This is a genomic window from Planococcus daihaiensis (assembly GCF_049262615.1).
Lineage (GTDB): Bacteria > Bacillota > Bacilli > Bacillales_A > Planococcaceae > Planococcus.
Map to the genome: position 1 here is coordinate 2,012,444 of NZ_CP175504.1, position 23,487 is coordinate 2,035,930.

At 46.9% G+C, this 23,487-nt stretch carries 20 protein-coding genes; 16 read left to right on the forward strand and 4 right to left on the reverse strand.

Annotated features, from left to right (window positions below; genetic code table 11):
* Positions 1-95 precede the first annotated feature (95 nt).
* From DHX103_RS09865 to cydC, 6 genes are all read left to right on the forward strand, one after another.
* Positions 96-1,739: an AMP-binding protein gene (locus tag DHX103_RS09865; RefSeq protein WP_422122125.1), complete on the forward strand. Its 1,644-nt coding sequence runs from the start codon at positions 96-98 to the stop codon at positions 1,737-1,739.
* Positions 1,740-1,965: 226 nt separating this feature from the next.
* Positions 1,966-2,586: an NAD(P)H:quinone oxidoreductase gene (wrbA, locus tag DHX103_RS09870; RefSeq protein ID WP_422122126.1), complete on the forward strand. Its 621-nt coding sequence runs from the start codon at positions 1,966-1,968 to the stop codon at positions 2,584-2,586.
* A gap of 209 nt (positions 2,587-2,795) precedes the next feature.
* Complete coding sequence (locus DHX103_RS09875; RefSeq protein ID WP_422122127.1) at positions 2,796-3,398, forward strand: hypothetical protein; 603 nt, start codon at positions 2,796-2,798, stop codon at positions 3,396-3,398.
* A 108-nt stretch (positions 3,399-3,506) separates the two neighbouring features.
* On the forward strand, positions 3,507-3,683 hold the full coding sequence (locus tag DHX103_RS09880; RefSeq protein WP_422122128.1) for a hypothetical protein: 177 nt from the start codon (positions 3,507-3,509) through the stop codon (positions 3,681-3,683).
* Between the two features lie 173 nt (positions 3,684-3,856).
* Positions 3,857-5,602 carry a thiol reductant ABC exporter subunit CydD gene (cydD, locus tag DHX103_RS09885; protein WP_422122129.1) on the forward strand — a complete coding sequence of 582 codons (1,746 nt, stop codon included), beginning with the start codon at positions 3,857-3,859 and terminating at the stop codon, positions 5,600-5,602.
* Entirely contained in the window at positions 5,599-7,305 is a 1,707-nt protein-coding gene (cydC, locus tag DHX103_RS09890; RefSeq protein WP_422122130.1) for a thiol reductant ABC exporter subunit CydC, read from the forward strand. Before cydD ends, cydC begins: the two co-directional genes overlap by 4 nt.
* 74 nt (positions 7,306-7,379) lie before the next feature.
* Here cydC and DHX103_RS09895 read toward each other — a convergent pair whose 3' ends face one another.
* Complete coding sequence (locus DHX103_RS09895; RefSeq protein WP_422122131.1) at positions 7,380-7,610, reverse strand: hypothetical protein; 231 nt, start codon at positions 7,608-7,610, stop codon at positions 7,380-7,382.
* A gap of 582 nt (positions 7,611-8,192) precedes the next feature.
* On the opposite strand from DHX103_RS09895, the gene DHX103_RS09900 reads away from it, so the two are divergent.
* The 3 genes from DHX103_RS09900 (at position 8,193) to DHX103_RS09910 (ending at position 11,036) form a co-directional block, all read left to right on the forward strand.
* Complete coding sequence (locus DHX103_RS09900; RefSeq protein WP_422122132.1) at positions 8,193-9,215, forward strand: fatty acid desaturase; 1,023 nt, start codon at positions 8,193-8,195, stop codon at positions 9,213-9,215.
* Positions 9,216-9,303: 88 nt separating this feature from the next.
* Complete coding sequence (locus DHX103_RS09905) at positions 9,304-10,440, forward strand: sensor histidine kinase (RefSeq protein WP_422122133.1); 1,137 nt, start codon at positions 9,304-9,306, stop codon at positions 10,438-10,440.
* The gene (locus DHX103_RS09910) at positions 10,437-11,036 is read left to right on the forward strand and encodes a response regulator (protein WP_422122134.1); all 600 of its coding nucleotides are present in this window, start codon (positions 10,437-10,439) and stop codon (positions 11,034-11,036) included. The genes DHX103_RS09905 and DHX103_RS09910 overlap by 4 nt, the downstream gene beginning before the upstream one ends.
* A 115-nt stretch (positions 11,037-11,151) precedes the next feature.
* Here the strand turns inward: DHX103_RS09910 and DHX103_RS09915 are convergent, their stop codons facing one another.
* Positions 11,152-11,514, reverse strand: a complete 363-nt coding sequence (locus DHX103_RS09915) for a DUF2188 domain-containing protein (RefSeq protein WP_422122135.1) — start codon at positions 11,512-11,514, stop codon at positions 11,152-11,154.
* Between the two features lie 110 nt (positions 11,515-11,624).
* On the opposite strand from DHX103_RS09915, the gene putP reads away from it, so the two are divergent.
* Positions 11,625-13,145 carry a sodium/proline symporter PutP gene (gene putP, locus DHX103_RS09920; protein WP_422122136.1) on the forward strand — a complete coding sequence of 507 codons (1,521 nt, stop codon included), beginning with the start codon at positions 11,625-11,627 and terminating at the stop codon, positions 13,143-13,145.
* A gap of 555 nt (positions 13,146-13,700) precedes the next feature.
* Here putP and DHX103_RS09925 read toward each other — a convergent pair.
* On the reverse strand, positions 13,701-15,251 hold the full coding sequence (locus DHX103_RS09925) for a BCCT family transporter (protein WP_422122137.1): 1,551 nt from the start codon (positions 15,249-15,251) through the stop codon (positions 13,701-13,703).
* A gap of 187 nt (positions 15,252-15,438) precedes the next feature.
* On the opposite strand from DHX103_RS09925, the gene DHX103_RS09930 reads away from it, so the two are divergent.
* Both DHX103_RS09930 and hflX read left to right on the forward strand, forming a co-directional pair.
* Entirely contained in the window at positions 15,439-16,143 is a 705-nt protein-coding gene (locus DHX103_RS09930; protein ID WP_422122138.1) for a VOC family protein, read from the forward strand.
* Positions 16,144-16,233: 90 nt separating this feature from the next.
* Complete coding sequence (gene hflX, locus DHX103_RS09935) at positions 16,234-17,505, forward strand: GTPase HflX (protein ID WP_422122139.1); 1,272 nt, start codon at positions 16,234-16,236, stop codon at positions 17,503-17,505.
* A 309-nt stretch (positions 17,506-17,814) separates the two neighbouring features.
* Here hflX and DHX103_RS09940 read toward each other — a convergent pair whose 3' ends face one another.
* Positions 17,815-19,533, reverse strand: coding sequence for an ABC transporter ATP-binding protein (locus DHX103_RS09940; protein ID WP_422122140.1), 1,719 nt, complete (start codon positions 19,531-19,533; stop codon positions 17,815-17,817).
* Positions 19,534-19,732: 199 nt separating this feature from the next.
* On the opposite strand from DHX103_RS09940, the gene DHX103_RS09945 reads away from it, so the two are divergent.
* From DHX103_RS09945 to DHX103_RS09960, 4 genes are all read left to right on the forward strand, one after another.
* On the forward strand, positions 19,733-20,587 hold the full coding sequence (locus DHX103_RS09945) for a DUF6612 family protein (protein WP_422122141.1): 855 nt from the start codon (positions 19,733-19,735) through the stop codon (positions 20,585-20,587).
* 238 nt (positions 20,588-20,825) lie between these two features.
* On the forward strand, positions 20,826-21,776 hold the full coding sequence (locus DHX103_RS09950) for an ABC transporter permease (protein WP_422122142.1): 951 nt from the start codon (positions 20,826-20,828) through the stop codon (positions 21,774-21,776).
* Entirely contained in the window at positions 21,769-22,719 is a 951-nt protein-coding gene (locus DHX103_RS09955) for an iron chelate uptake ABC transporter family permease subunit (RefSeq protein WP_422122143.1), read from the forward strand. The genes DHX103_RS09950 and DHX103_RS09955 overlap by 8 nt, the downstream gene beginning before the upstream one ends.
* Positions 22,716-23,477 carry an ABC transporter ATP-binding protein gene (locus DHX103_RS09960; protein WP_422122144.1) on the forward strand — a complete coding sequence of 254 codons (762 nt, stop codon included), beginning with the start codon at positions 22,716-22,718 and terminating at the stop codon, positions 23,475-23,477. The genes DHX103_RS09955 and DHX103_RS09960 overlap by 4 nt, the downstream gene beginning before the upstream one ends.
* Positions 23,478-23,487 lie beyond the last annotated feature (10 nt).

The window sequence follows — 23,487 nt, forward strand, 5'->3', positions numbered from 1 at the left end:
GTTTTCGGGAATGTCAACGCGAATATTAAATTATTTAGAATTTTATGATAATATAATAAGGGAATTGAAAACGTTTACACATTGGAGGTAGGGAAATGGCGATTTTACATCAGACTGTCGGGCAAACCGTCCGGGAACAGGCATCTCTCCATCCGGACACAGAAGCATATGTTTATCCGGAACATGGAATCCGCAAAACCTATAAGGAATTTGATGAAGAAACGGATAGGCTGGCTAAAGCTTTTATCGGCCTTGGCATTGAAAAAGGGGAACATATCGCCATTTGGTCCGATAATAAACGCGAGTGGCTGCTGAGCCAATTCGCGACCGGCAAAATGGGCGGCGTACTGGTCACTGTCAATACGAGCTACCAATCGACGGAACTGGAATATTTATTGAAGCAATCTGATTCAACTACGTTAATTTTAGGAGAAGAATTCAAAGGGAATAATTATATCGATATTATTAATACTGTTTGTCCGGAGCTCAAAAATTCGGCTAAAGGGGAGATTCGGAGCGATAAACTGCCTCATTTCAAGCGGGTAATCGTCATGAGCAATAACTCTTATCCCGGCATCTATACATGGGGGGAGTTTGAAGCTTTCGCGCATCAGGTTTCTGACGAGCAATTGGAGGAGCGGTTCCAGTCGATGGATCCGGACGATGTCATTAATATTCAGTATACATCCGGTACGACAGGGTTCCCGAAAGGCGTTATGCTGACACACCTGAATGTTGTCAATAACGGCAAGTTGGTCGGCGATACGATGAACCTGACGGAACGTGATCGTTTGTGCATTCCGGTGCCGTTCTTCCATTGTTTCGGCTGTGTGTTGGGAACGATGGCGGCAGTGACGCATTCGACGACGATGGTTATTGCAGAACAATTCGAGCCGAAAAAGGTGCTGCAGATGGTGCAGGATGAAAAATGCACCGGCCTTCACGGCGTTCCGACAATGTTCATCGCGGAATTGAACCATCCCGATTTTACATCTTTCGACACGTCAACGCTGCGCACAGGCATCATGGCGGGTTCGCCGTGCCCGATTGAAGTGATGAAAAAAGTGATCAGCGATATGGGCGCCTCGGAAATCACCATTGCCTATGGCCAAACGGAATCTTCGCCGGTCATCACCCAGACGCGGGCGGACGACGACATTGAAAAACGAGTTTCCACGGTCGGCAAACCGCATGCGGAAGTCGAAGTGAAAATCATTGATCCGGTTACGGGTGAAACGGTTCCCGCCGGAATACCCGGCGAACTCTGCACTCGCGGCTATCATATTATGAAAGGCTATTATAAAAATGAAGAAGCGACGAAAAATGCAATCGATTCGGAAGGCTGGTTGCATACGGGCGATATTGCGTTGGAAGATGAAGATGGCTATATTGCCATCACCGGCCGCATTAAAGACATGGTGATCCGCGGGGGAGAAAATATTTATCCGCGGGAAATCGAAGAATTCCTTTACAGCCATGCGGCCATCCAGGATGTGCAGGTCGTTGGCGTGCCGGATCCGAAATACGGGGAAGAGCTGATGGCGTGGATCATCCTGAAAGAAGGTGAGCAATTGGATGCGGAAGAACTCCGTAATTATTGCACCGGCAAAATATCGCGCCATAAAATTCCGCGGTATTTCGAGTTCACCAAAGAATACCCGATGACAGCGTCGGGCAAAATTCAGAAATTCAAACTGCGTGAGCTGTCCATTGAACTGACAGAAAAGCATAAGGTGTAATATCATAGTTCATTCCTTTAAACCTGATTCCAAAATATCGCGAGGCGCTGCAATAGCTGCAGCGCCTTTATTGTGTGAATGAAAGCTCGTTGTCAGGAATGGAAGATATTTGTTTAATCCTTTCGAATACAGGGGAAAAGTGTAAGGTGACGAATATCTTGAACGCAGGATATTTAAATAGACGGATCCTGGCTCGGAATAATTAAACGAAGGAGAGATGTATGATATGGCAAATGTAAAATTAGCGATTATCTACTATAGCTCTACAGGAACGAATTATCAGATGGCCAAATGGGCTGAAGAAGCTGCGAAGGAAACCGGTGCCGAAGTGAAACTTGCGAGAGTGGAAGAGACTGCACCGGATGCAGCAATCGACTCGAATCCTGCCTGGCGCGCGCATCTGGATGCAACAGCGGATGTACCGGCAGCGGAAGTTGAAATGCTGGACTGGGCGGATGCAATCCTATTCAGCGTGCCAACACGTTTTGGCCACGTATCTTCCCAAGTTCAGCAATTTCTGGATATGACAGGCGGCTTATGGGCGCAAGGGAAACTGGCGAACAAAGTGGTGAGTGCCATGACCTCAGCGCAAAATCCTCAGGGCGGCCAGGAAACGACAATCCTTGCTCTTTACACTTCCATGTTCCACTGGGGAGCCATCATCGCGGCACCGGGGTATAAAGACCCCGCATTATTTAAAGCCGGCGGGAATCCATACGGTACCAGCGTTTCTGTCGATGACGACAACAATATGGTGGAAGATGTGCAAGATGCAGTCATCTATCAGGCGAAGCACACAGTAGAAGTGGCCAAGTGGATCAAAGATGGCCGAGCTCAGCAACAATAAAGCCGTTCCTAAAAGCAGGTGAGCAAAAGTTATCCTCGCCTGCTTTTTCTGCTTTTGAAGAGTGAACAATGACTGGAGCGATACGGATGTTTTGGACTTCCCTCATTTATATAACCGGATTCGTGCTAATTCATCTTTTTTCCAGAAATATGAGATTCCTGAATGCTGTGCCCCGCAGCCGCTTTCTTTCAATAGCGGGCGGCATTTCGGTGGCTTATGTATTTTTGCACCTCTTGCCTGAGCTCAGCCATTTTCAGCAGGAACTGGAAGGGGAGTTGCAAGGCAGTGCATGGCAATTTATTGAAAGCCATATTTACATTGTGGCCATGGTGGGGCTGGCAATCTTCTATGGTTTGGAAGTGATGGTCAAGAAATCCAAAAAAAAGAGCGGGCGAAATTCAAAGTCAGGGGCAGGGGTATTCTGGGTGCATATCGGAACCTTCACTTTGTACAATGCGTTAATCGGGTATTTACTGGTCCACGATCATTTTGAAAGCAGTTGGGGGACGTTTTTCTTTTTTGTGGCTATGGGCCTTCATTTCATCACGAATGATAAGGCATTGCGGAGTTTTCATGAACAGGATTACGATAAATATGGCAGATGGCTCTTAACCGCGGCGATTGTGATCGGCTGGCTGGCAGGCATTTTGACGGAAGTGGAAGACACAGTTATATCCTTAATGGTCGCATTATTGGCTGGCGGCGTCATCCTCAATGTGATGAAAGAAGAGTTGCCGGAAGAACGTGAAAGCAGTTTCCTGTCGTTCTCGGTAGGTATTCTATCGTACTCAGCATTATTGCTCCTAATATAAGGAGCGCAAAATATTAGCAATTTTTAACTGTCCAGAGTATAATTCTACTCAAATATATAGGTACTATTGTGCAAGCCTTTTAAACTATTATGCTATGAGGTGGCTGAAATGGTGAAGGAAGAGGAAAAAGTCGTTTTCGTAAGCGAACTGGACAAATTGCGCGATGAATACCGGAAATGCCCAGACCTCTATTTGCGTGTGCAGATTAAAGAAGATATCGCATTGCTGCAAAAAGCCATCACCATTTCGGAAACTGGACAGGACGAATATTTCGATAAAACATGAAACCCGCAAACGAATAGAGTATGCGGGTTTTCGTCTGCAGAAAGAGGTTATTTCCCGGGAAATAACCTCTTTCTGTTTGTGAACAAGGCTGTAACAATATCGCTGATTTTCGGTGGCGCACAGACCCTGGGAACGGAATATGGAGCCATATCCTTTATAATAGGGGGAGATGAATGGAGAGGGAGAACAGTATGAAGGACTTGAAAGGGCTGGCTTTTGAACAGAAAAAAGAAATTGGCCTGCTGATTGCGATGTCTGTCCTGAAAGGGGCGGCTACAATCGGCCAGGCTGTATTTTTCGTTCTTGCAGTGGATGGCGTCTTTATGAAGGCGCAAGGGTTTGGAGAAATACTGCCATTTCTCTATGCACTATTAATTTCCATCATTATACGTTCTCTCTCCAGTTACGTTATTGGACGGACAGGCGTCGAAATGGCTGCGGCAATAAAACAGCAGCTGCGAATGAAATTGATTCGTTCTTTTGCAGAAGATCCTTTATTGTCTTCAGCTGAAAGCCATTCCGGCCGAAAAGTCAGTTTGCTGATGGATGCAGTTGATGAAACAGACGGCTTTTTCAGCAAATACATCCCACAACTGATTCAAAGTTATATTATTCCGCTGATGCTGCTGGTGGCGGTCTTTTCCCTGAACTGGACGACGGGTCTGATTATCCTTGTGACAGCGCCGTTCATCCCTGTTTTTATGGCGATTGTCGGCAAGCGGACAAAACAAAAAGCGGACGAAAAAATGGAGCAGCTCAACAGGTTTTCCGGAACATTCCTCGATATCCTGCAGGGGCTGACGACATTGCGGCTATATGGCCGAGGGAATGAACAGAAAGAAAAGATTGAAAAGAGCAGCAAGAATTTCCGGGATTCCACGGTTGATGTCTTGAAATCGGCTTTTCTGTCTTCATTGACCCTTGAATATATTTCAATGCTGAGCATCGGGATTATCGCTCTGGAAGTCGGATTGCGGCTTGTTGTTTTTGATAATATCACTTTCTTCAGTGCTTTCTTTATCATGATCCTGGTACCTGATTTCTTCACAATGCTGAAGGATTTCGGCAGCGCGTTCCACACGGCGCGCGGCAGTGTATCCGCATCACAACTGCTAACCGAAGAGTTTTCGAAAGAACGCAAGCCCGTATTATGGGGAGAGCGTGATTTGATAGAAGGAAAAGCACCGCACATCAGTCTGCAAAGGATCAGTTTTTCGTATAATAGTGAATTCGGGTTAAGTGATATTTCCTTTGAACTGGAGCCTTACAGTCAAATCGCCATCATCGGGAAGAGCGGTTCGGGTAAAACGACGCTGATGCATATCATGGCTGGATTATTGCCGGTAATGGATGGGGATATTGGCATCGACGGAAGGAGCCGGAGCGAGCTTAGTGAAGCCTCTTGGTTCTCGCAGCTCAGCTATATATCGCAATCACCTTATCTGTTTGCCGGGACGATCAAAGAAAACATTGCCATTGGCACCAATAGACAGGCAACCGATGAAGAAATTGCGGAAGCGGCTGTAAAAGCCGGAATCGCAGAACTGATCGATTCCCTGCCGGAAGGATACGGCACATTGGTAGGGGAAGGCGGACGCGGGTTGTCGGGTGGCGAAAAGCAGCGAATCGCTCTTGCCCGTGCATTCTTGAAAAAACCTGCCGTTATCCTGTTTGATGAACCGACGACCGGTCTCGACCTTCAGACGGAAATGATTCTGCAGCAGTCTCTTGCAGAGCTTTCCCGTCACGCCACCGTAATAACGGTAGCGCACAGACTGCACACGATCCGGTCTTCTGACAAAATTATTTATCTTGAAAATGGCCGATTGGCTGCTTCCGGAACACACGAAGAACTTGCCACGAACTTCGAGCCCTATCGAAATCTGCTGCCGCTTCAACAGGGAGGTGCAATGCGATGAAAGAATTAACTCAGGTCTTACGTTTAACTTTGCGAGAAAAACGCGATGTGTCATTGGCCATTATTTTCGGGGTGCTTGCTGGTCTCGCGAGTGTCGCGTTGTTGGCTTCCAGCGGCTATTTGATATCCAAAGCGGCTTTAACCGGGCAGATGACCGTGTTAATCGTTATTGGCGCGTCCCTGAAATTATTCGGATTGAGTTCAGCGATCAGCCGCTATTCGGAAAGGCTGTTTTCGCATCGGGCGACTTTCACGATGCTTGGCAACCTGCGCGTGTCATTTTTTGAAAGACTCGCGCCTCTAGCGCCAGAGCTTTATGGCAAATACCGGAGCGGAGATTTATTGGCCAGAATCATTGGGGATGTAGAAAGCTTGCAGAACTTTCTGCTGCGTGTTTTCTATCCGCCAGTTGTCTTGTTATTGGTGTTTTCCGGCACAATTCTGTTCACGCTTTATTTCTCAATCTATACAGCCATCCTTTTGGCAATTGGGTATCTTCTCACTGCTGTATTGATTCCGGCTTACTTCGCATGGAGAAGGAGCCGGAGGGATTGGAAGATCAGGGAGAGCCGCGGAGCTTTGTCCGCTGAAGCGGCTGAATTCCTTTTTGGATTCCGCGATTTGAAAATTTATCAGCAATTGGACGGCAAAGAACAGCAATTGGCAAAAATGATCGGTTCCTATCATGATGAACAAAGAAATGAAGGCAAAGAAGAAGTTTACAGTCAAGCGGCCAATGGTTTTCTGGCACTTCTTGTGTCATTGGCGATTCTTGCTGCCGGTGCCTATTCCACCGCTGCGGGTGAATTGGACGGTTTATACCTGGCGATGCTCGTGATGATTTCGTTAGCCGTTTTTGAAAATGTTTCGCCGATGGCTGCGTTTCCGGCACATTTCGAAGAAAGCCGGAAAGCGGCCGTCCGTCTCGACTCCGTCGTCGATGAAACACCGCGCATCAAAAAAGCTGGCGAACTGCCACCAGGCCCGCTATCCATTTCTGCGAAAAATCTGCATTATGTTTTTCCAGGGGAACAGCGGACAGCATTGGAAGATATCACCATCGATTTCCCGGCAGGCAGCAAAACTGCGATTGTCGGACCAAGCGGCTCCGGGAAATCAACTCTTTTGGCGGTGCTGATGGACGTACTGCCAGCGCACAGCGGAAGGGTTCTGTTCAATGAAAGAAATGCCGAGGAATTTTCCCAGGAAAGCATTTGGCAGCGGCTCAATGTGGTGCTTCAGGAGAATCACTTTTTCTATGGCACCATTCGCAGCAATCTGGAATTAGCTGATCCGTCGGCTGATGACAAAGCGATGATTGCCGCTTTGGAACGGGTGGAGTTAAGCGAGTTTTCACTCCAAATGGAAGTGGAAGAAAAAGGGCAAAACCTTTCCGGAGGGCAAAAGCAGCGCCTTGCAATCGCAAGAGCGATATTGAAAGGAAGCCCCTTATGGATGCTGGATGAACCCGTTTCGTCTGTGGATTCTGCCACAGGTAAAATTATTTATGAACGCTTGTTTGAAGACAACCCGGACAGCACCTTCATCATCGTCAGCCATGACCTGAGTGGACTTGAAAAGATGGATCAAATCATCGTTCTGGAAAACGGCAAGCTGATTGAGAGTGGTTCGTATGCTGAATTGATGGAGCGAAAAGGGTATTTCCACGGGTTGAAAAAAATTGAACAGCAGATTATGGCGTAAAACAATGAAAAAACCGCTGAGAACTTCTCGGCGGCTTGAGTTTAAGGTGGCAAAGCTGACTCAGCTTTGCTATTTTATTTTGCTAAAAAGTCCTGCTCTTTTTTCGCGTCTTCCAGCCTCATCTGTTCCAGTTCCAGCCGCAATTTTTGCGTCTCAATAACATAATTTTCATGCTTCAGCCTTTCAAGTTCGATTTCGCTTTCAATCATCTTATGCTTCAGCTTGGTTTGCGTTTCCAGATGGGATGTGATGATTGCTGCTAACGGGATGGAAAAAATCATAATGACTGTAACCAGATAAATCATGGAATCCACCTCTTCTAATGGGACATGTATTTCAGTTGTAAAACTACTGTGAAGTCGATATTCCGCAAAACAGCTTCGCTTGCCTGGGGGCTCGCGCTGAGCTAACTCGGTCTCGTTTCACTTCGTCCGAGTGGATCTCAGCACTTCGCTTGGTCCCCATGGCGTCTGCGCTGTTTTGCTCCATATCTAAGCCGCTCTCTCAGCGCCGGCGCGGCCCAGGAGCAGGCGAATGCCGACGGAGCAAAGACGAGTGGTCTTCTCGGCTTATTGCGGGAGCCAAGGTGTGCCATGCGAAGATGGCACCTCCTTTGCGACGAGCTTGCGTAGGAGCATAATCTTTGCACTGTCCAAAGCGCCGAAGCGATTTATAGAAACTAGCAAGTCTGTTCAACTTAATCTAAATTTGATTTTATATACTTTACCCTGCTTGCTTGCAAAGGAAACTCGCCGGTGTCGGCAAATACATGACAAGTGTCATGTATGAATCCGTGCGTTTATGTCTTATTTAAGCTTGCTGATTTTATTATTATTGAGGTAATAAGTTATCCGGGCTAAGAATGTCCGAATATAGGAGGAAAAGTCATGAGTAAAGAAAAGACAGCGCAACTCCGTAAATTCGTGAAACCTTTTGAGCAGGCAGATGTGAAAGCAAGTGTCAGACAAATGGTTAATACTATACCGCCATTCTTCCTGTTTTGGTTCCTTGCGTACCAGGCACTCGATGTTTCGATCTGGTTGACCATTGCGTCATCAATCGTTGCGGCAGGATTTGTAATCCGAACGTTCATCATTTTCCATGATTGCACACACGGTTCCTTCTTTAAAAACAAAAAAGCGAATGCCATTGTTGGGACAATTACCGGCATCATGACATTATTTGCATTTGAAAAATGGAAACGCGAGCATACAATTCACCATGCTTCGAGTGGTAACCTCGACAAACGTGGGGTTGGCGACATCTGGATCATGACAATTGATGAGTATGTGGAAGCTTCGAAATGGGAACGTTTCAAATACCGCATGTACCGCAATCCACTGGTCATGTTCGGTATTGGTCCGTTATTCCTTGTGTTGATTTCGAGCCGTTTCAACCGTAAAGATGCCCGTAAAAAAGAGCGCAATAACACGTACTTGATCAATATCTCATTAGTGGTCATCTACTCGCTTCTTATTTGGGCAATCGGCTGGCAGGCATTCCTGATTATACAGGGCACAACGATGTTCGTTGCAGGCGCATTGGGCATTTGGCTGTTCTATGTCCAACATACATTCGAGGATTCTTATTTTGAAGATGAAAGCGAATGGGATTATGTGAAGGCAGCGATAGAAGGAAGCTCTTATTATCAGCTTCCGAAAGTTCTTCAATGGGTGACAGGAAACATCGGTTTCCACCACGTCCATCACTTGAGCCCACGGGTTCCGAATTATAATTTGGAAAAAGCACACGAATCGACGCCGCCTCTTCATCAGGCGACAACAATCGATATTAAATCAAGCCTGAAATCTTTGCGTTATAAAGTCTATGATGCAAATAATAAAACCTTCGTCACTTTTGGTGACATCAAGCACCTTCTGAATAATTCCAAGAAGACAGCTGAAAGTTAAGTTGAAAACCATTCCTTCAGAGGAATGGTTTTTTCTTTGGTCCAGAATTTGGTATCATGAATAATAACAGCAACAGGAGGATGAGCGTATGCAAAGCTGGTATCAATTATTTCCGAAAAACCCTTGGCTCAGCCTTTACGCTTGGGTGATTTTTTGTATTTTGCCTTTCTTCTTCATTTTCCGGTCATCATCTCCAATTGAAATCACCCTTGGCATTGTGCTTTTGGGTGTGTTCTTTTTGGCGTACCGTTTATCGGTCAATTCAAGGAGCGGCTTTGTTTACGTCTGGGTGAGCCTGGAAATGGCCGTCAATATCGTCTTGACCTATCTTTTCGGGTATGTCTATCTTGCGATTTTTGTGGCATTTTTTATTGGCAATATCCGCAACAAAGTCGGTTTCTTTATCATTTATGGCATCCACATAGGGACGACCATCGCAGCAGTGGCGTTCGGCATCGCCTTTCACAGCGATCTTTTCATGGCGCAATTGCCGTTTGTCGTGCTGACGATTCTTGGGGTCATCCTCTTGCCTTTCAATACCTATAACCGCAACAAGCGCGAGAAGCTCGAAGGCCAATTGGAAGACGCGAATAAACGGATTTCGCAATTGGTTATAATAGAAGAAAGAGAAAGGATTGCGCGGGATCTCCATGATACGCTTGGCCAAAAACTGTCGTTGATGGGGTTGAAAAGTGATCTGGCGAGTAAATTGATTTACCGGGATCCGGAAGCTGCGCTGAATGAAATCAATGACGTCAGGCAGACTGCGCGTACGGCTTTGAAAGAAGTCCGGGAATTGGTGTCGGATATGCGGGGCACCAAGCTGGAAGATGAATTGCTGCGGGTGCAGCAGATTCTCAAAGCGGGGGAAATCGATTTTGTCCTGTATGGCAGCCCGAAACTGAAAAATACGCCTTTGCTGGTAGAGAATGTGCTCAGCATGTGTTTGAAAGAAGCCGTCAACAATGTTGTGAAGCATAGCCAGGCGACCCGCTGCACGATTCTCATCAAACAGACGCCACAGGAAGTGTTGGTTCAAGTGGAGGATGATGGCATCGGCTTGCCGGAAACAGGCGGCTTTATGGTGGGGAATGGCCTGGCAGGAATGCGGGAGCGGCTGGAATTCATCAACGGCACTGCCGAAATTAAAGGTACGGACGGGATGACTTTGAACATTCGGGTACCTAACGTGATTCTTTATAATTCCAAGGGGGAGATGGCATGATTCGAATTGTATTGGCGGAAGATCAACGCATGATGCTCGGAGCATTGGGGTCGCTGCTCGATCTGGAGGAGGATATGGAGGTAGTTGGTATGGCTGCAAACGGCCAGGAAGCTATCGACCTTGTCGCAGAGTTAAATCCCGATGTTTGCATCATGGACATCGAAATGCCGATGAAAAGTGGACTGGATGCTGCCGAACACCTGAAAGATCATCCTTGCAAAATCATCATTCTGACGACGTTCGCTCGTGCCGGTTATTTTGAGCGGGCACGAAAAGCCGGCGTCAGTGGTTATCTATTGAAAGATAGCCCCAGTGAAGATCTCGCCACTTCAATTCGCAGCATCATGGCGGGACGCCGCATTTACGCACCAGAGCTTGTCGACCTTGCTTATGAGGGAGACAATCCGTTGACTGAACGGGAAAAACAAGTGATGGAATTGATTGCGCAGGGGCGCAGCACCAATGAAATTGCCAAGGAATTATTCATTACATCCGGTACCGTGCGAAATTATATTTCCACCATTCTTGATAAGCTGGAAGTTGGCAACCGGATTGAAGCGATTTCCCGTTTTAAAGAAAAAGGCTGGTTCAAGTAAGCGATTCCTTCTAAATAAATCAAACAGAAAACCGACGGAGAATCAGCATTTTCTTCGCCGGTTTTTTGCGTGCCAATATGAATTGGGGAACTGCTTTTGAATCCATTTGCGAGGTTCATTCGTATAATTTTTCTTCGAGTTTGCCATCTTCCGTGTAGATGTGAAGCTCACCGTGGTTTTTATTGACGTAGCGTTTGGCGTCAGCCATCAGTTCTTCTTTTGTTTCTTCAATCAGGATCGCTTTCTTGCTGTCCTTTTTCTTCAGTTGCCAGCCTTCGTCGTGGGAACGGATTTCGTAAATTGGCTGCTCTTCATCGCCGTGGACAGTGGATTTGGCGCGGTCGAGCGCAATCGGAATTGCTCTTCCTTCTTCGTAGCCGTCTCGCAATAATGCATTGGCGATTTCTATCGCTTTGTTTCGAACGTCAGCGTTTAAGTTTTTGAATGAATCGGGATAGTCGTTTTTACTCCATGGCACCATAATCGCCTCCTTTGCCTCTCAATTCCCCCTTTTAATAGGATGTAAAACAAAAAATTACTGGTATTAAAGGCTCAGGATGTTACAATGGAAGGGAAGGGGGAGATAAGATGTCAGATTTAACTTATCAAATCATAGCGCTAATTATTTACCTCATCGCTATGTTGTTTATCGGATGGTATGCGTATCGCAAGACCGTTAATTTATCAGATTACATGCTCGGAGGACGTGGCCTTGGCCCATCCGTTGCCGCACTTAGTGCAGGAGTATCCGACATGTCGGGTTGGTTGTTATTGGGACTTCCTGGTGCCATTTACGTCGGTGGCCTTGTAGAAGTTTGGATAGCAATCGGCTTAACAATTGGTGCCTATCTTAACTGGTATTTCGTGGCACCGCGTTTGCGCGTCTATTCACTCGTAACGAAAGACTCGATTACAATTCCAAGTTTCCTGGAAAATCGCTTGAGAGACTCTTCACGGTTATTAAGAATTGTTTCAGGAATTATTATTTTGATCTTTTTCACATTCTATGTGTCTTCAGGTATGGTCGCAGGTGGCGTATTCTTCGAAAGCTCGTTCGGATTGAGCTATCAGTTGGGTATGGTCATCGTAGCCGCAGTAGTAGTAGCTTACACGCTATTCGGCGGATTCCTTGCGGTCAGCTATACTGATTTTGTGCAAGGTGTCATGATGTTCCTTGCATTGATTGCGGTTCCGGCAATCGGAATTTTCGCAACGGGTGGTTTCGGGGCAACTGCGGATAGCATCCGTGCCGTAGACCCGACTTTCCTTAACTTTACAACAGGTGCTTCAGTAGTTGGTGTCATCTCTGCTGTAGCGTGGGGCCTTGGTTACTTTGGCCAGCCGCATATTATCGTCCGCTTTATGGCAATCAAGACTTTGAGAGAAGTAAAGGTTGCACGCCGCATCGGTATCGGCTGGATGATTCTCAGCCTTATCGGAGCTGCTTCGACAGCACTTGTCGGTATTGCGTATTTCCAGCAAAATCCAACTGCTACATTAACAGATCCGGAAGCGGTATTCATCGCACTCGGACAAATCTTGTTCCACCCGCTTATTGCCGGGTTGATGCTTGCAGCTGTATTGGCTGCCATCATGAGCACGATTTCTTCACAATTGCTGGTAAGTTCATCAGCATTGGTTGAAGATTTGTATAAGATTGCGTTCAAGAAGAAAATTTCAGATACGGTCGTAGTAAATCTTGGCCGTGCTGGTGTTTTACTCGTAGCTCTGTTAGCTGCTTTCCTTGCATGGGAAAGAAATGCAACAATCCTTGAATTGGTTGCTTACGCTTGGGCAGGTTTCGGTGCCGCATTCGGTCCACTGATTCTCCTTGCATTATTCTGGCGCAAGTTTACTAGCATGGGGGCACTCGCAGGTATGATCGTTGGTGCCGCTACTGTCATCATCTGGGACATGATTGGTACTGCTGAAGGCGATGCAGGTGCAACTGCAACGACCAACTTCATCGGCAGTGTTTACGAAATCATTCCAGGATTCATCCTTTGTCTACTGGTTGCATGGTTAGTGAGTCTTGTTACTTACAAACCAAATGCTGAGATCGAAACAGAGTTTGATGAAACAGTACGTTTGATCAATGAAGACAAATAAGTCTAGAAAAGCGACGGCGCCTGTTCAGCTCTGAAAGGCATAAGGCGAACCAGCGAAGTGGCGTTCTTTGCCACGCAGCTGGGTTGACTTATGACCCGAAGAGCTAGGCCGCTGGAGTCTAGACAATAAGAAAAAGCTCAACCCTTCCGTTAGGAAAGGGTTGAGCTTTTTGTTTTGTTTCTATATAAGTTGAAGACAAAATAACCATAGTAAGCGATATTCCGCAAAACAGCTTGCTTGCCAAAACCCGCGCTCCTGCATCGCTGCGCTGCTTCGTCGCAAAGAGTTGCCCTCGCAGGCTTCGGTCAACTCTTCGCTGTTTTGCTCCATATCTTTAAAGAATTCTTCTATCAGCAAAGGCGCGGCTCCGGAGCAGGCGAATGCCGACCGGGCAGAAGACGAGTGGTCTTCTCGGCTTATTGCGGGAGGCAAGGTGCGCCAAACGGAGATGGCGCCTCCTTTGCGACGAGCTTGCGCAGGAGCATAATCTTTGCTCTGTCCATAGCGCCGAAGCGTTATAAATACTATTTCTTTAGTTCGACTTATATAACTTGTTTACTTCCGCTGATCCTTGCGGGCTTCACGTTCCATTTTCTTGAACTGGCGCAAATCCGACTTGCGGATTGGCGGAGTTTCAGTCCGTATGATTTTTATGAAGGACCAGACCATCATCAGCAGCAGCACGGTAAATGGCAACGCTGCGATCAAGGATGCCGTCTGCAGAGCTCCGAGTCCGCCTGATAATAATAGGACAGCAGCGATAGAAGACATCAGCACGCCCCAAATTATTTTAAAGGCCGTCGGCGGATTCAAGCTGCCGAAACTGGTCATGCTCGCCAGAATGTAAGTGGCGGAGTCAGCAGAAGTGACAAGGAATGTGAAAATCAATAGGATGGCGGCGACAGACATAATCGTTGCCATTGGCAGCACATCGAAAGTCTGGAACAACGCCGAAGTCAGATCGTTATCGACGGCTTCTGCAATTCCAGCCCCATTATTCAAATCGTAGAATAAGGCGGTGCCGCCAAACACGGCAATCCAAAGACAAGCGATTGCAGGTGGAATGACAAGCACACCGAGAACGAATTCGCGGATTGTGCGGCCGCGGGAAACGCGGGCTACAAAAGCGCCGACAAATGGCGACCAGGCAATTGCCCAAGCCCAGTAGAAGATGGTCCAGCCACGGACCCATTCGCCTTCCACATACGGTTCCATCCGTAAACTGTATTGCACGAAGTTTGTAATGTAATCACCCAATGCGAGAGTGAACGTCTCCATGATAAAGACGGTTGGTCCGGCAAAGAATACAAACACCATCAGAACGAGTGCAATGCCGAGGTTTAAATTACTTAAATAAGCGATTCCTTTATGTAATCCGGTGGATGACGATAAAGTATAAGCGGCAAACATAACGCCGATGATCGTCAACTGGATGGTAAATGAATTCTCAATGCCGAATACTGCGTTCAAACCGCCATTCATCTGAAGAACACCAAGGCCGAGGGAAGTAGCAATCCCCATGACAGTGGCAATAACAGCAAGTGAATCAATGGAATGCTTGATCAGTGGTTTTGTGCCGACCACCGGGGCAAGTGCAGTTGAAACGAGTCCTGATTTTTTCTTGCGGAATTGCAAGAATCCGATAACGAGTCCGACGATCGCGAACACGGACCATTGGCTGACGCCCCAATGAAAGAATGAATAGCCCATCGCAATGCGGGCCGCTTCCGGAGTTTGTGCTTCATTGCCAAAAGGGGTGGTGAAGAAATGGCTCATCGGCTCGGCTACGCCCCAAAATACGAGTCCAGCGCCGAAACCGGCTGAAAACAACATGCCGATCCAAGTGAAAAATGGGAATTCCGGACGATCGGTGTCTGCCCCGAGGCGGATATTACCATATTTACTGATGGATATAACGATGAGAAAAAGGGTAATGATGAATACAGCGAGCAAGTAAAACCAACCAAAATTATTAGTTGTAAAAGCGAATAGGGTATCTGATACTGCTTTGAATTGTTCGTTTACAAACGCTCCAAGCAATACAAGCAGCAAAATTACTGCGGTTGAAACGATGAAAACGGGATTTGTCCATAACTTTTTGTCCATGTCGACCTCCTGAGGTTTTTTGAAGATATTTTTCTATATACCCCAGCCTAACGAAAATAACGCATGAAAACCACCTATATGGGAAATAAGGGAAGAATTAAATAGGAATGATGAAAAACAGAGAGTCCACATTGCCTCAAAAGTTCTTATTAAATCCAGTGAAATTTTATAAAAGGAAGTGGAACCAATGAAATTTGATCATGTTGTACATTTCATAGATAGGAGCCCGGAAGATGCGGTAAGTTTCTGGAATCAGCAAAATCTGCATGCGGTGGTCGGGGGACGCCATGAAAAATGGGGCACCCGAAACGCCTTGTTTTATGGCAAGGACAGTTATATCGAATGGCTGGCACTTGAAAATAGGATGATTGCCGAAAGTGCCTGCCATCCATTAACAAAATTGCTCTTGCATAATGGAGCCGGCTTTGGCACTGTCTGCTTCCGAACTTCTTCGATTGCAGAAGTGAACACGCGTCTGAAAGGCGCCGGCTTTCAAACGAGCGGCATTTTGGATGGCAGCCGCCAGACTGCGGAAGGGAAATTAATCGAGTGGAAAATGCTGTTCGTCAATGAGGAACCATCGGCCCGATTGCCGAATCCGTTTTTCATCGAGTGGAATGAAACGGAGGAAGAGCGATATGAAGGACTGAAAGCAGCGGGGGCATTTACGCAAGCGCAGCAGGATATTGCTGTAGAGCGTTGTATTTTCGGTGTGGAGGATGTGGAAGAGATGAGCGACAGATGGAAGGAACTCCTGGGGGGAAGTCTGCAACTTCCCAATTGCCTGATTGAGTTCCGTAAACTGCAAGGCAACAAAGAACGGCTTGAGGAAGTTCATTTTAAAAACGGCACTAAACGGCTGGCATTTGAAAAAGGCGTTTATTGGCTGTAATTGCCCGAATTTAAGAATCGGCTGCAGCTGTGATAAAATAGAGGGAATAGAGGCAGTTTCTATAATAGAGCTGCAAAGGAGAATGTGCATATGGATACATTGATCGAAAAAGCCGTACTGGTCGGCGTACAACTGCAAAAAGATACGCATTTTGACTACGAAATGGCAGAGCTCAGAAATTTGGCTGAAGCCTGCAACGTCGAAGTGCTGGGTGAAATCACCCAAAATTTGGACCGCATCAACCCGTCCCATTATGTCGGGAAAGGCAAAGTGGATGAGCTTAAAGCATTCTATGAAGAAACAGATGCAAATCTGATTATCTTCAATGACGAATTGTCTCCTTCGCAAATTCGGAACCTCGAGGAAGATCTGGAATGTAAAGTTATTGACCGGACGATGCTGATTCTCGATATTTTCTCTCGCCGCGCCAAAACGCGTGAAGCGCAGGTGCAGGTGGAATTGGCGCAATTGCAATACATGATGCCGCGGCTTATCGGGCTTCGCGCTTCACTTGGCCGCCAGGGCGGGAGCAGCAGCGGTGGAGTGGCCAACCGCGGTGCCGGTGAAACGAAACTCGAACTCGACCGCCGGAAAATCGAAGACCAGATTGCCAAGCTTCATAAAGAACTTGAAAACATTAAAGACCAGCGGGTGACCCAGCGTAAGCAGCGCCTGAAAAAAGGCATGCCGGTGGTGTCGCTCGTCGGCTACACGAATGCCGGGAAATCGACCGTCATGAACGAATTGCTCAAAAAGACGGGGCAGCAGGAAGAGAAACAGGTATTTGAAAAAGATATGTTGTTCGCCACTTTGGAAACTTCCGTGCGCCAGATTCTTTTGGATGACAATAAAAGCTTCCTCCTTACCGATACGGTAGGGTTTGTCAGCAAATTGCCGCATCACTTGGTGCGCGCATTCCGTTCAACGCTGGAAGAAGCACGCAATGCGGACCTTCTTCTTCATGTCGTCGATGTATCCCACGAAGAATATCGCCATATGATGGAAGTCACCAACCGCACGCTGCACGAAGTGGGAGTGGAAAACGTTCCAACCCTCTACGTTTACAATAAATCAGACCTTGCTGACATACCGCATCCGAAAACCAATGGGGATGGCCTGTGGATTTCCGCGAAAAATGGCAAAGGGCTCGATGAACTGCTGGATATGATCAAGCAGCGCATTTTCGCCGATTTCATGACGTGCCGGATGGTCATTCCATTCGACCGCGGCGATATCGTCGCTTATCTGAATGATACAGCTACCATCCGCGAGACGGAATACGAAGAAGAAGGCACGTCGCTCCTAGTGGAACTGAGCCGCGCCGATTATGACCGTTACGAGGAATTTATTGTCGGTAAATAACAGCAAGCGAACAGGCTTCCACGGAAGCCTGTTTTTTTACTGGACGTGGAGCTGTTTTTGAAAATACGCCCAACTTTCGATCAAATACGCCCAACTTTACTCGGAATACGCCCAACTTCGATGGAAATACGCCCAACTCAAAAAAAGCGCGACCGGATTTTTTCCGGTCGCGCTTTTTTCTTTATTGTCCAGACTCCAGCGGCCCAGCTCTTCGGGTCATAAGTCAACCCAGCTGCGTGGCAAAAAACGCCACTTCGCTGGTTCGTCTTATGCCTTTCAGAGTTAAGCGGGTACCGTAGCATTTCTCAATTATTGCTGAAACTGAATACGGTGCAGATTTGCAAAGATGCCGTCGTGTTCCAGCAGTTCGTTGTAAGCGCCTTGTTCGGCGATGCCGTCTTCGGTTACCACAATTACACGATCTGCATCGCGTATCGTGGCAAGCCTGTGGGCGATGATCAACGTTGTGCGATTTTCAGCCAGCTCAGAAAGAGCTTCCTGGATGACGCGCTCCGTTTCCGTATCAAGGGCGGAAGTGGCTTCATCCAAAATTAGGATCGGTGGATTTTTCAGGAACATGCGCGCAATGGCGAGCCGCTGTTTCTGGCCGCCGGATAATTTCAAGCCGCGTTCGCCGATTTGCGTTTCATAGCCTGCCGGCAGTTTATTGACGAAGTCTTCCAAATGGGCTTTACGGGCGGCGGCGAGAATTTCTTCGTCGCTGGCGCCTTGTTTCCCGTACGCAATATTTTCGCGGATTGTGCCGGTGAACAGGAAGACGTCCTGCTGCACGATGCCAATATGGGAGCGCAGCGAATGTTTCGTCATGTCGCGGATATCGATGCCGTCAATGGCGATCGATCCTTGCTGGATATCATAAAAGCGGGGGATCAACGTACAGATGGTCGTTTTGCCTGCGCCCGATGGTCCAACAAAAGCGATCGTTTCACCAGCTTGCAGGTTCAAGTCAACGCCGTTCAGGACTTTCTTGTGTTCATCATAACCAAAGTGGACATTGTCGAATGTGATATTGCCTTGCAAGCCGGTAATTGGCTGTGCGCCTTTTTTGTCGACAATATCCGGATCCTGGTCGATCAGGTCGCGGAAGCGGCTAAAGCCGGCCATGCCTTTTGGATACAGTTCGAGCAATGCGCTAATTTTATCGATCGGTTTGATCAGCACGTTCAGGAACAGCACGAAACTGACCAGTTCCCCGTAACTTAACTGACCTTGATAATTCAGCCATGCGCCGTAGACAAGAACGACCAATGTCAACAGACGTGTCATCATATAGATGCTTGAATGCGTAGCAGCCATGACTTTATATGCTGCAATCTTGGCAATGCGGAAGTTGCCGTTGTCTTTTTTGAAACGGCCAATTTCGAATTCTTCGTTAGTGAACGATTGCACAACGCGGGCGCCGGAAACGCTGTCTTCCACGCGGCCGTTGACGTCTGCGATTTTTCCGTACATATTGCTCCACGCGGAATTCATCTTGATGTTGCAATAAGTGATCAGCCAAATCAGGAACGGAACGACGATCAGCGTAACGAGCGCCAGGTTCGGGTTGATCCAGAACATGATGCCAAATGCGCCGAAGAACGTCATGATGGCGATAAAGAAATCTTCCGGGCCGTGGTGGGCAAGCTCCCCGATGTCGAACAGGTCATTCGTGATGCGGCTCATGATGTGGCCGGTTTTGGTATTGTCAAAAAAGCGGAAAGACTGCCGCTGGACGTGAGTGAAAAGTTCCTCCCGCATATCGGTCTCAATATTGATGCCGAGCTTATGCCCGAGATAGCTGACAATGTATTGAAGGAAAGTGCTGATCAGGAAAACTGCCAGCAGGAGAACACTGACTGTTACGATGGCATTCCAGTCGCCGCTCGGCAACAGCTCATCGATAAAATACTGGACGGCCACCGGAAAGGCCAATTCCAGGATAGCGACAATCACAGCACTGGAAAAATCAATGATGAACAGCCGCTTATGCGGTTTGTAATACTTGAAAAAATGTTTTAAATTCAAAAAATCCACCTCTTGTGTTTTATTGTACAGTCCGCATTATCATGGGCTGATTGCTGAAACATTTTTTCTCACAATGAGAAGTATAATCCAAATAAAGAAAATAAACGATTGAAATTTCGGAATCTGAACGGATTAATGAAACATTTCCCTGTTTCCATCGTACTAATGACTAACAGAGCAACTTGAAAGGGTGAGCGATTTGAAGAAATGGATGACTTATATGGGAGCGGGAGCGCTGGCTTTCACCTTGTCAGGATGCGGGGAAACGGCGCAACCTGCAGACGATTCCGGAGACGACAATGCAGCAGGCACCAGTGATTTAACTTTAGAGGAAGTTTTCAGTCGGTCTGCTGAAGCCAATGAGGGAGTCTCGAGCTTGCATGCAGACGTTTTGACCAATCAATTTATGTCGATGGGTGAAGCGGGCATGGAAATGGAGATGGAAGTGGATCTTGGCATGGATATGACGGTGGAACCGCTGGCATTTTATCAGACAGCAGAAACTTCGATCGTTTCGGAAGATATCCAAAATGATAATCCGATGACCATGGAGATGTATTACACCGAAGAAGGGCTTTTCACATATGAACCAACAATGGATATGTGGATCAAAATGCCAGAGGACAGCTTAGTGGGCATGGGGGACTTGATGAGTCAAGATTCCGTGGATCCTTCCGAGCAGATGGATCAGCTGCACGCGTTTCAGGATGATTTTGTTTTTGAGCAGTCAACGGATGAATACATTTTGAAGTTGGATGCTTCAGGTGAACAGTTTAAAAACTTGCTGGACGAGCAGCTTGAAGGCACGCTCGGGCAAATGGAAATCGAAGCCCAGAGGTTCCTCGAAGACATGACAATCCATTCAGCCAGCTACGAGGTTTTTATTGATAAAGAAACGTTTTTGACGAATAAAATGAATGTGAAAATGGACATCGACATGAATATTGAAGGCGATACCATGAGTATCCTATCCGATATCCAGTCAACATACAGCCAATACAATGAGATCGACGCCATCGTTGTGCCGGACGAAGTATTGGAGCAGGCTGAATAAAACGCTTAATAATCTTTGGAAAGGACATGTCCCCGGACATGTTCTTTTTTTTGCGCAATTTTGGTGAACTTTTAACAAATGGAAGCTATTCGCGTCTAAATGAAAATAATTCTCATTTAATCATTGACTCTATTTACCAATCTGCTATATACTGGGTGAGTGCTTAAGTGATAATGATTATCAATATCACTTGCACAATCAATCAATAAAGTTTATTGAACACGGATGAGGGTCAGTCATGAAGAAGCGTTATCTAATACCAGCATTAATCATACTGTCTGTCATTTCGCTGTTTGTCGGTGTCAGCAGTATCAGTCCATTTGATCTGTTGGATTTCCAATCGGAAGAAACACAAATTTTCCTGATCAGCCGACTGCCAAGGCTGGTCGCGATCTTGCTGGCGGGTGCAGGGATGAGTATGGCAGGACTCATCATGCAGCAACTGAGCCGCAATAAGTTTGTGTCACCAACAACTGCCGGCACGCTCGATGCTACAAGGCTTGGGATTCTCGTTTCGATGCTACTGTTCGCAAATGCATCGATGATTGAGAAAATGGCTGTAGCGTTTCTCTTTGCGCTTGCAGGTACGTTTCTCTTTATGCAAATTCTCAACCGCATCAAATTCAAAGATGCAATATTTATTCCTTTGGTTGGTTTGATGTTCGGGAATATCCTGTCATCCATCACAACGTTTTTCGCTTACCGCGCAGATGTAATCCAGAACATGTCCGCCTGGCTGCAGGGAGATTTTTCGATGGTCATGAAAGGGAGCTACGAGCTGCTCTACATAAGTGTCCCGGTGTTTATCATCGCTTATCTTTACGCCAACCGGTTTACGGTTGCGGGGATGGGCGAGGATTTCTCGAAAAACCTGGGGCTGAAATACCGCAGCATCGTCAATATCGGTTTGACGCTCGTTGCTTTGATCACCGCGACAGTTGTTTTGACTGTTGGTGTCATCCCGTTTCTCGGTTTGATCATCCCGAACATCATTTCAATTTTCAAAGGTGACCATTTACAGAAAACATTGCCGCATACAGCAATGCTCGGAGCCATTTTCTTGCTGCTGTGCGATATTTTAGGAAGAGTTTTGATTTACCCGTATGAAATTTCGATCAGCCTGATGGTCGGTGTCATTGGAAGCTTTATCTTCCTCTTCTTATTGTTTAGGAGGAAGTCATATGCGTGATTTACATAAGATGCTCATACTGCTCGGCCTGGCTCTGGCCGCTTGCGGCGTGTATTTGTTCCATGACCTGAACGGAAGTTTCGATTATGCATTGCCGAGGCGCGGCGTTAAAGTCTTCGCCATGGTGCTGACGGGGATTGCAATCGCTTATGCCACGGTGGTTTTCCAAACCATTACGCATAACCGGATTCTCACCCCGAGCATCATGGGACTCGATTCACTCTATATGCTGCTGCAGACATTGCTGATTTTCTTCCTCGGATCCGATCACATCAGCATTATGAACCGGCAAGTGAATTTCATGCTGTCGATTGCGGCCATGGTCGTTTTCGCCTTATTGTTTTATCACCTTCTATTTAAAAGAGGCAATCAGCCAATTTACTTCCTGCTGTTGATCGGCATTATTTTCGGAACGTTTTTCGGCAGCATTTCGACTTTCCTGCAAGTTTTGATCGATCCGAATGAATTCCAGATCGTTCAGGACCAGATGTTTGCGAGTTTCAATAACGTCAATTCCGATCTGGTGTGGCTGTCGCTGGTCATCATCGTTCTATTAATCGCCTTTGCCTGGAAGCATAATGCGTCGCTCGACGTCTTGTCGCTCGGACGGGATACAGCGGTGAACCTGGGCGTCAATTACGATTCGATTGTCCGCCATATGCTGATCCTGTCTGCGGTGCTGATCGCGATCGCCACGGCGCTGGTCGGCCCGATTACATTCTTCGGGCTGATCGTGGCGAATCTGTCCTATCAGTTTTTCAAGTCCTACAAACATTCCGTGCTGCTGCTAGGTGCCATCGTCATCAGCGTAATTGCCTTGGTCGGCGGGCAATGGGTTGTCGAGCGGGTCTTTACTTTCAACACGACGTTAAGCGTCATCATCAACTTCATCGGTGGAGTTTACTTCATCTATCTGCTATTAAAGGAGAGTCGGGCTAAATGATCCAGGTACGCGAACTGACAAAGCTTTACGGGAAAAAACAAGTTGTTGAAAATGTCTCGGTAAATATCCAGCGCGGCCAGATTACGTCCTTTATCGGACCGAACGGCGCCGGGAAATCAACGCTCCTGTCAATGATCAGCCGGCTCTTGGATGCCGATACCGGTGAAGTGTTGATTGATTCGACAAATACGAAAAGGATGAAATCCAATGATTTATCAAAACGGGTCTCCATCCTGAAGCAGTCGAACTTCATGAATGTCCGGCTGACTATCCGCGAATTGGTGTCATTTGGACGCTTTCCTTATTCCAAAGGGCGCTTGAATGATGAAGACGAGAAAATGGTGGACCAGGCGATCACTTATATGGACTTGGGTGAGATGGAACATTCCTATTTGGATGAACTGTCGGGCGGTCAGCGCCAGCGTGCGTTTATTGCCATGGTTATTGCCCAGGATACAGATTATGTTCTGCTCGATGAACCATTGAACAACCTGGACATGAAGCATTCCGTCCAAATTATGAAAATTCTGCGCCGGCTTGTTGATGAACTTGGCAAGACAGTTATCATCGTTTTGCACGACATCAACTTCGCATCCGTCTATTCAGACCGGATCGTCGCATTGAAAAACGGCCGCGTCGTAAAAGATGGGCCGACGGAAGAAATTATACAAAGTGCAGCATTAAAAGAAATCTACGATATGGATATTCCGATTCAGCAGATGAACAATTGCCGGATTTGTGTGTATTTCAATTCTTAAAAAAAGAGGA

Excerpts from the sequence above, each read along its gene's own strand:
- DHX103_RS09910 (WP_422122134.1), top strand. The coding sequence starts at position 10,437 with ATGATTCGAATTGTATTGGCGGAAGATCAACGCATGATGCTCGGAGCA.
- cydC (WP_422122130.1), top strand. The coding sequence starts at position 5,599 with ATGAAAGAATTAACTCAGGTCTTACGTTTAACTTTGCGAGAAAAACGC.
- hflX (WP_422122139.1), top strand. The coding sequence starts at position 16,234 with ATGGATACATTGATCGAAAAAGCCGTACTGGTCGGCGTACAACTGCAA.
- cydD (WP_422122129.1), top strand. The coding sequence starts at position 3,857 with ATGGAGAGGGAGAACAGTATGAAGGACTTGAAAGGGCTGGCTTTTGAA.
- DHX103_RS09955 (WP_422122143.1), top strand. The coding sequence starts at position 21,769 with ATGCGTGATTTACATAAGATGCTCATACTGCTCGGCCTGGCTCTGGCC.
- putP (WP_422122136.1), top strand. The coding sequence starts at position 11,625 with ATGTCAGATTTAACTTATCAAATCATAGCGCTAATTATTTACCTCATC.
- DHX103_RS09960 (WP_422122144.1), top strand. The coding sequence starts at position 22,716 with ATGATCCAGGTACGCGAACTGACAAAGCTTTACGGGAAAAAACAAGTT.
- DHX103_RS09895 (WP_422122131.1), bottom strand. The coding sequence starts at position 7,610 with ATGATTTATCTGGTTACAGTCATTATGATTTTTTCCATCCCGTTAGCA.
- DHX103_RS09900 (WP_422122132.1), top strand. The coding sequence starts at position 8,193 with ATGAGTAAAGAAAAGACAGCGCAACTCCGTAAATTCGTGAAACCTTTT.
- DHX103_RS09950 (WP_422122142.1), top strand. The coding sequence starts at position 20,826 with ATGAAGAAGCGTTATCTAATACCAGCATTAATCATACTGTCTGTCATT.
- DHX103_RS09905 (WP_422122133.1), top strand. The coding sequence starts at position 9,304 with ATGCAAAGCTGGTATCAATTATTTCCGAAAAACCCTTGGCTCAGCCTT.
- wrbA (WP_422122126.1), top strand. The coding sequence starts at position 1,966 with ATGGCAAATGTAAAATTAGCGATTATCTACTATAGCTCTACAGGAACG.
- DHX103_RS09880 (WP_422122128.1), top strand. The coding sequence starts at position 3,507 with ATGGTGAAGGAAGAGGAAAAAGTCGTTTTCGTAAGCGAACTGGACAAA.
- DHX103_RS09865 (WP_422122125.1), top strand. The coding sequence starts at position 96 with ATGGCGATTTTACATCAGACTGTCGGGCAAACCGTCCGGGAACAGGCA.
- DHX103_RS09930 (WP_422122138.1), top strand. The coding sequence starts at position 15,439 with ATGAAATTTGATCATGTTGTACATTTCATAGATAGGAGCCCGGAAGAT.
- DHX103_RS09925 (WP_422122137.1), bottom strand. The coding sequence starts at position 15,251 with ATGGACAAAAAGTTATGGACAAATCCCGTTTTCATCGTTTCAACCGCA.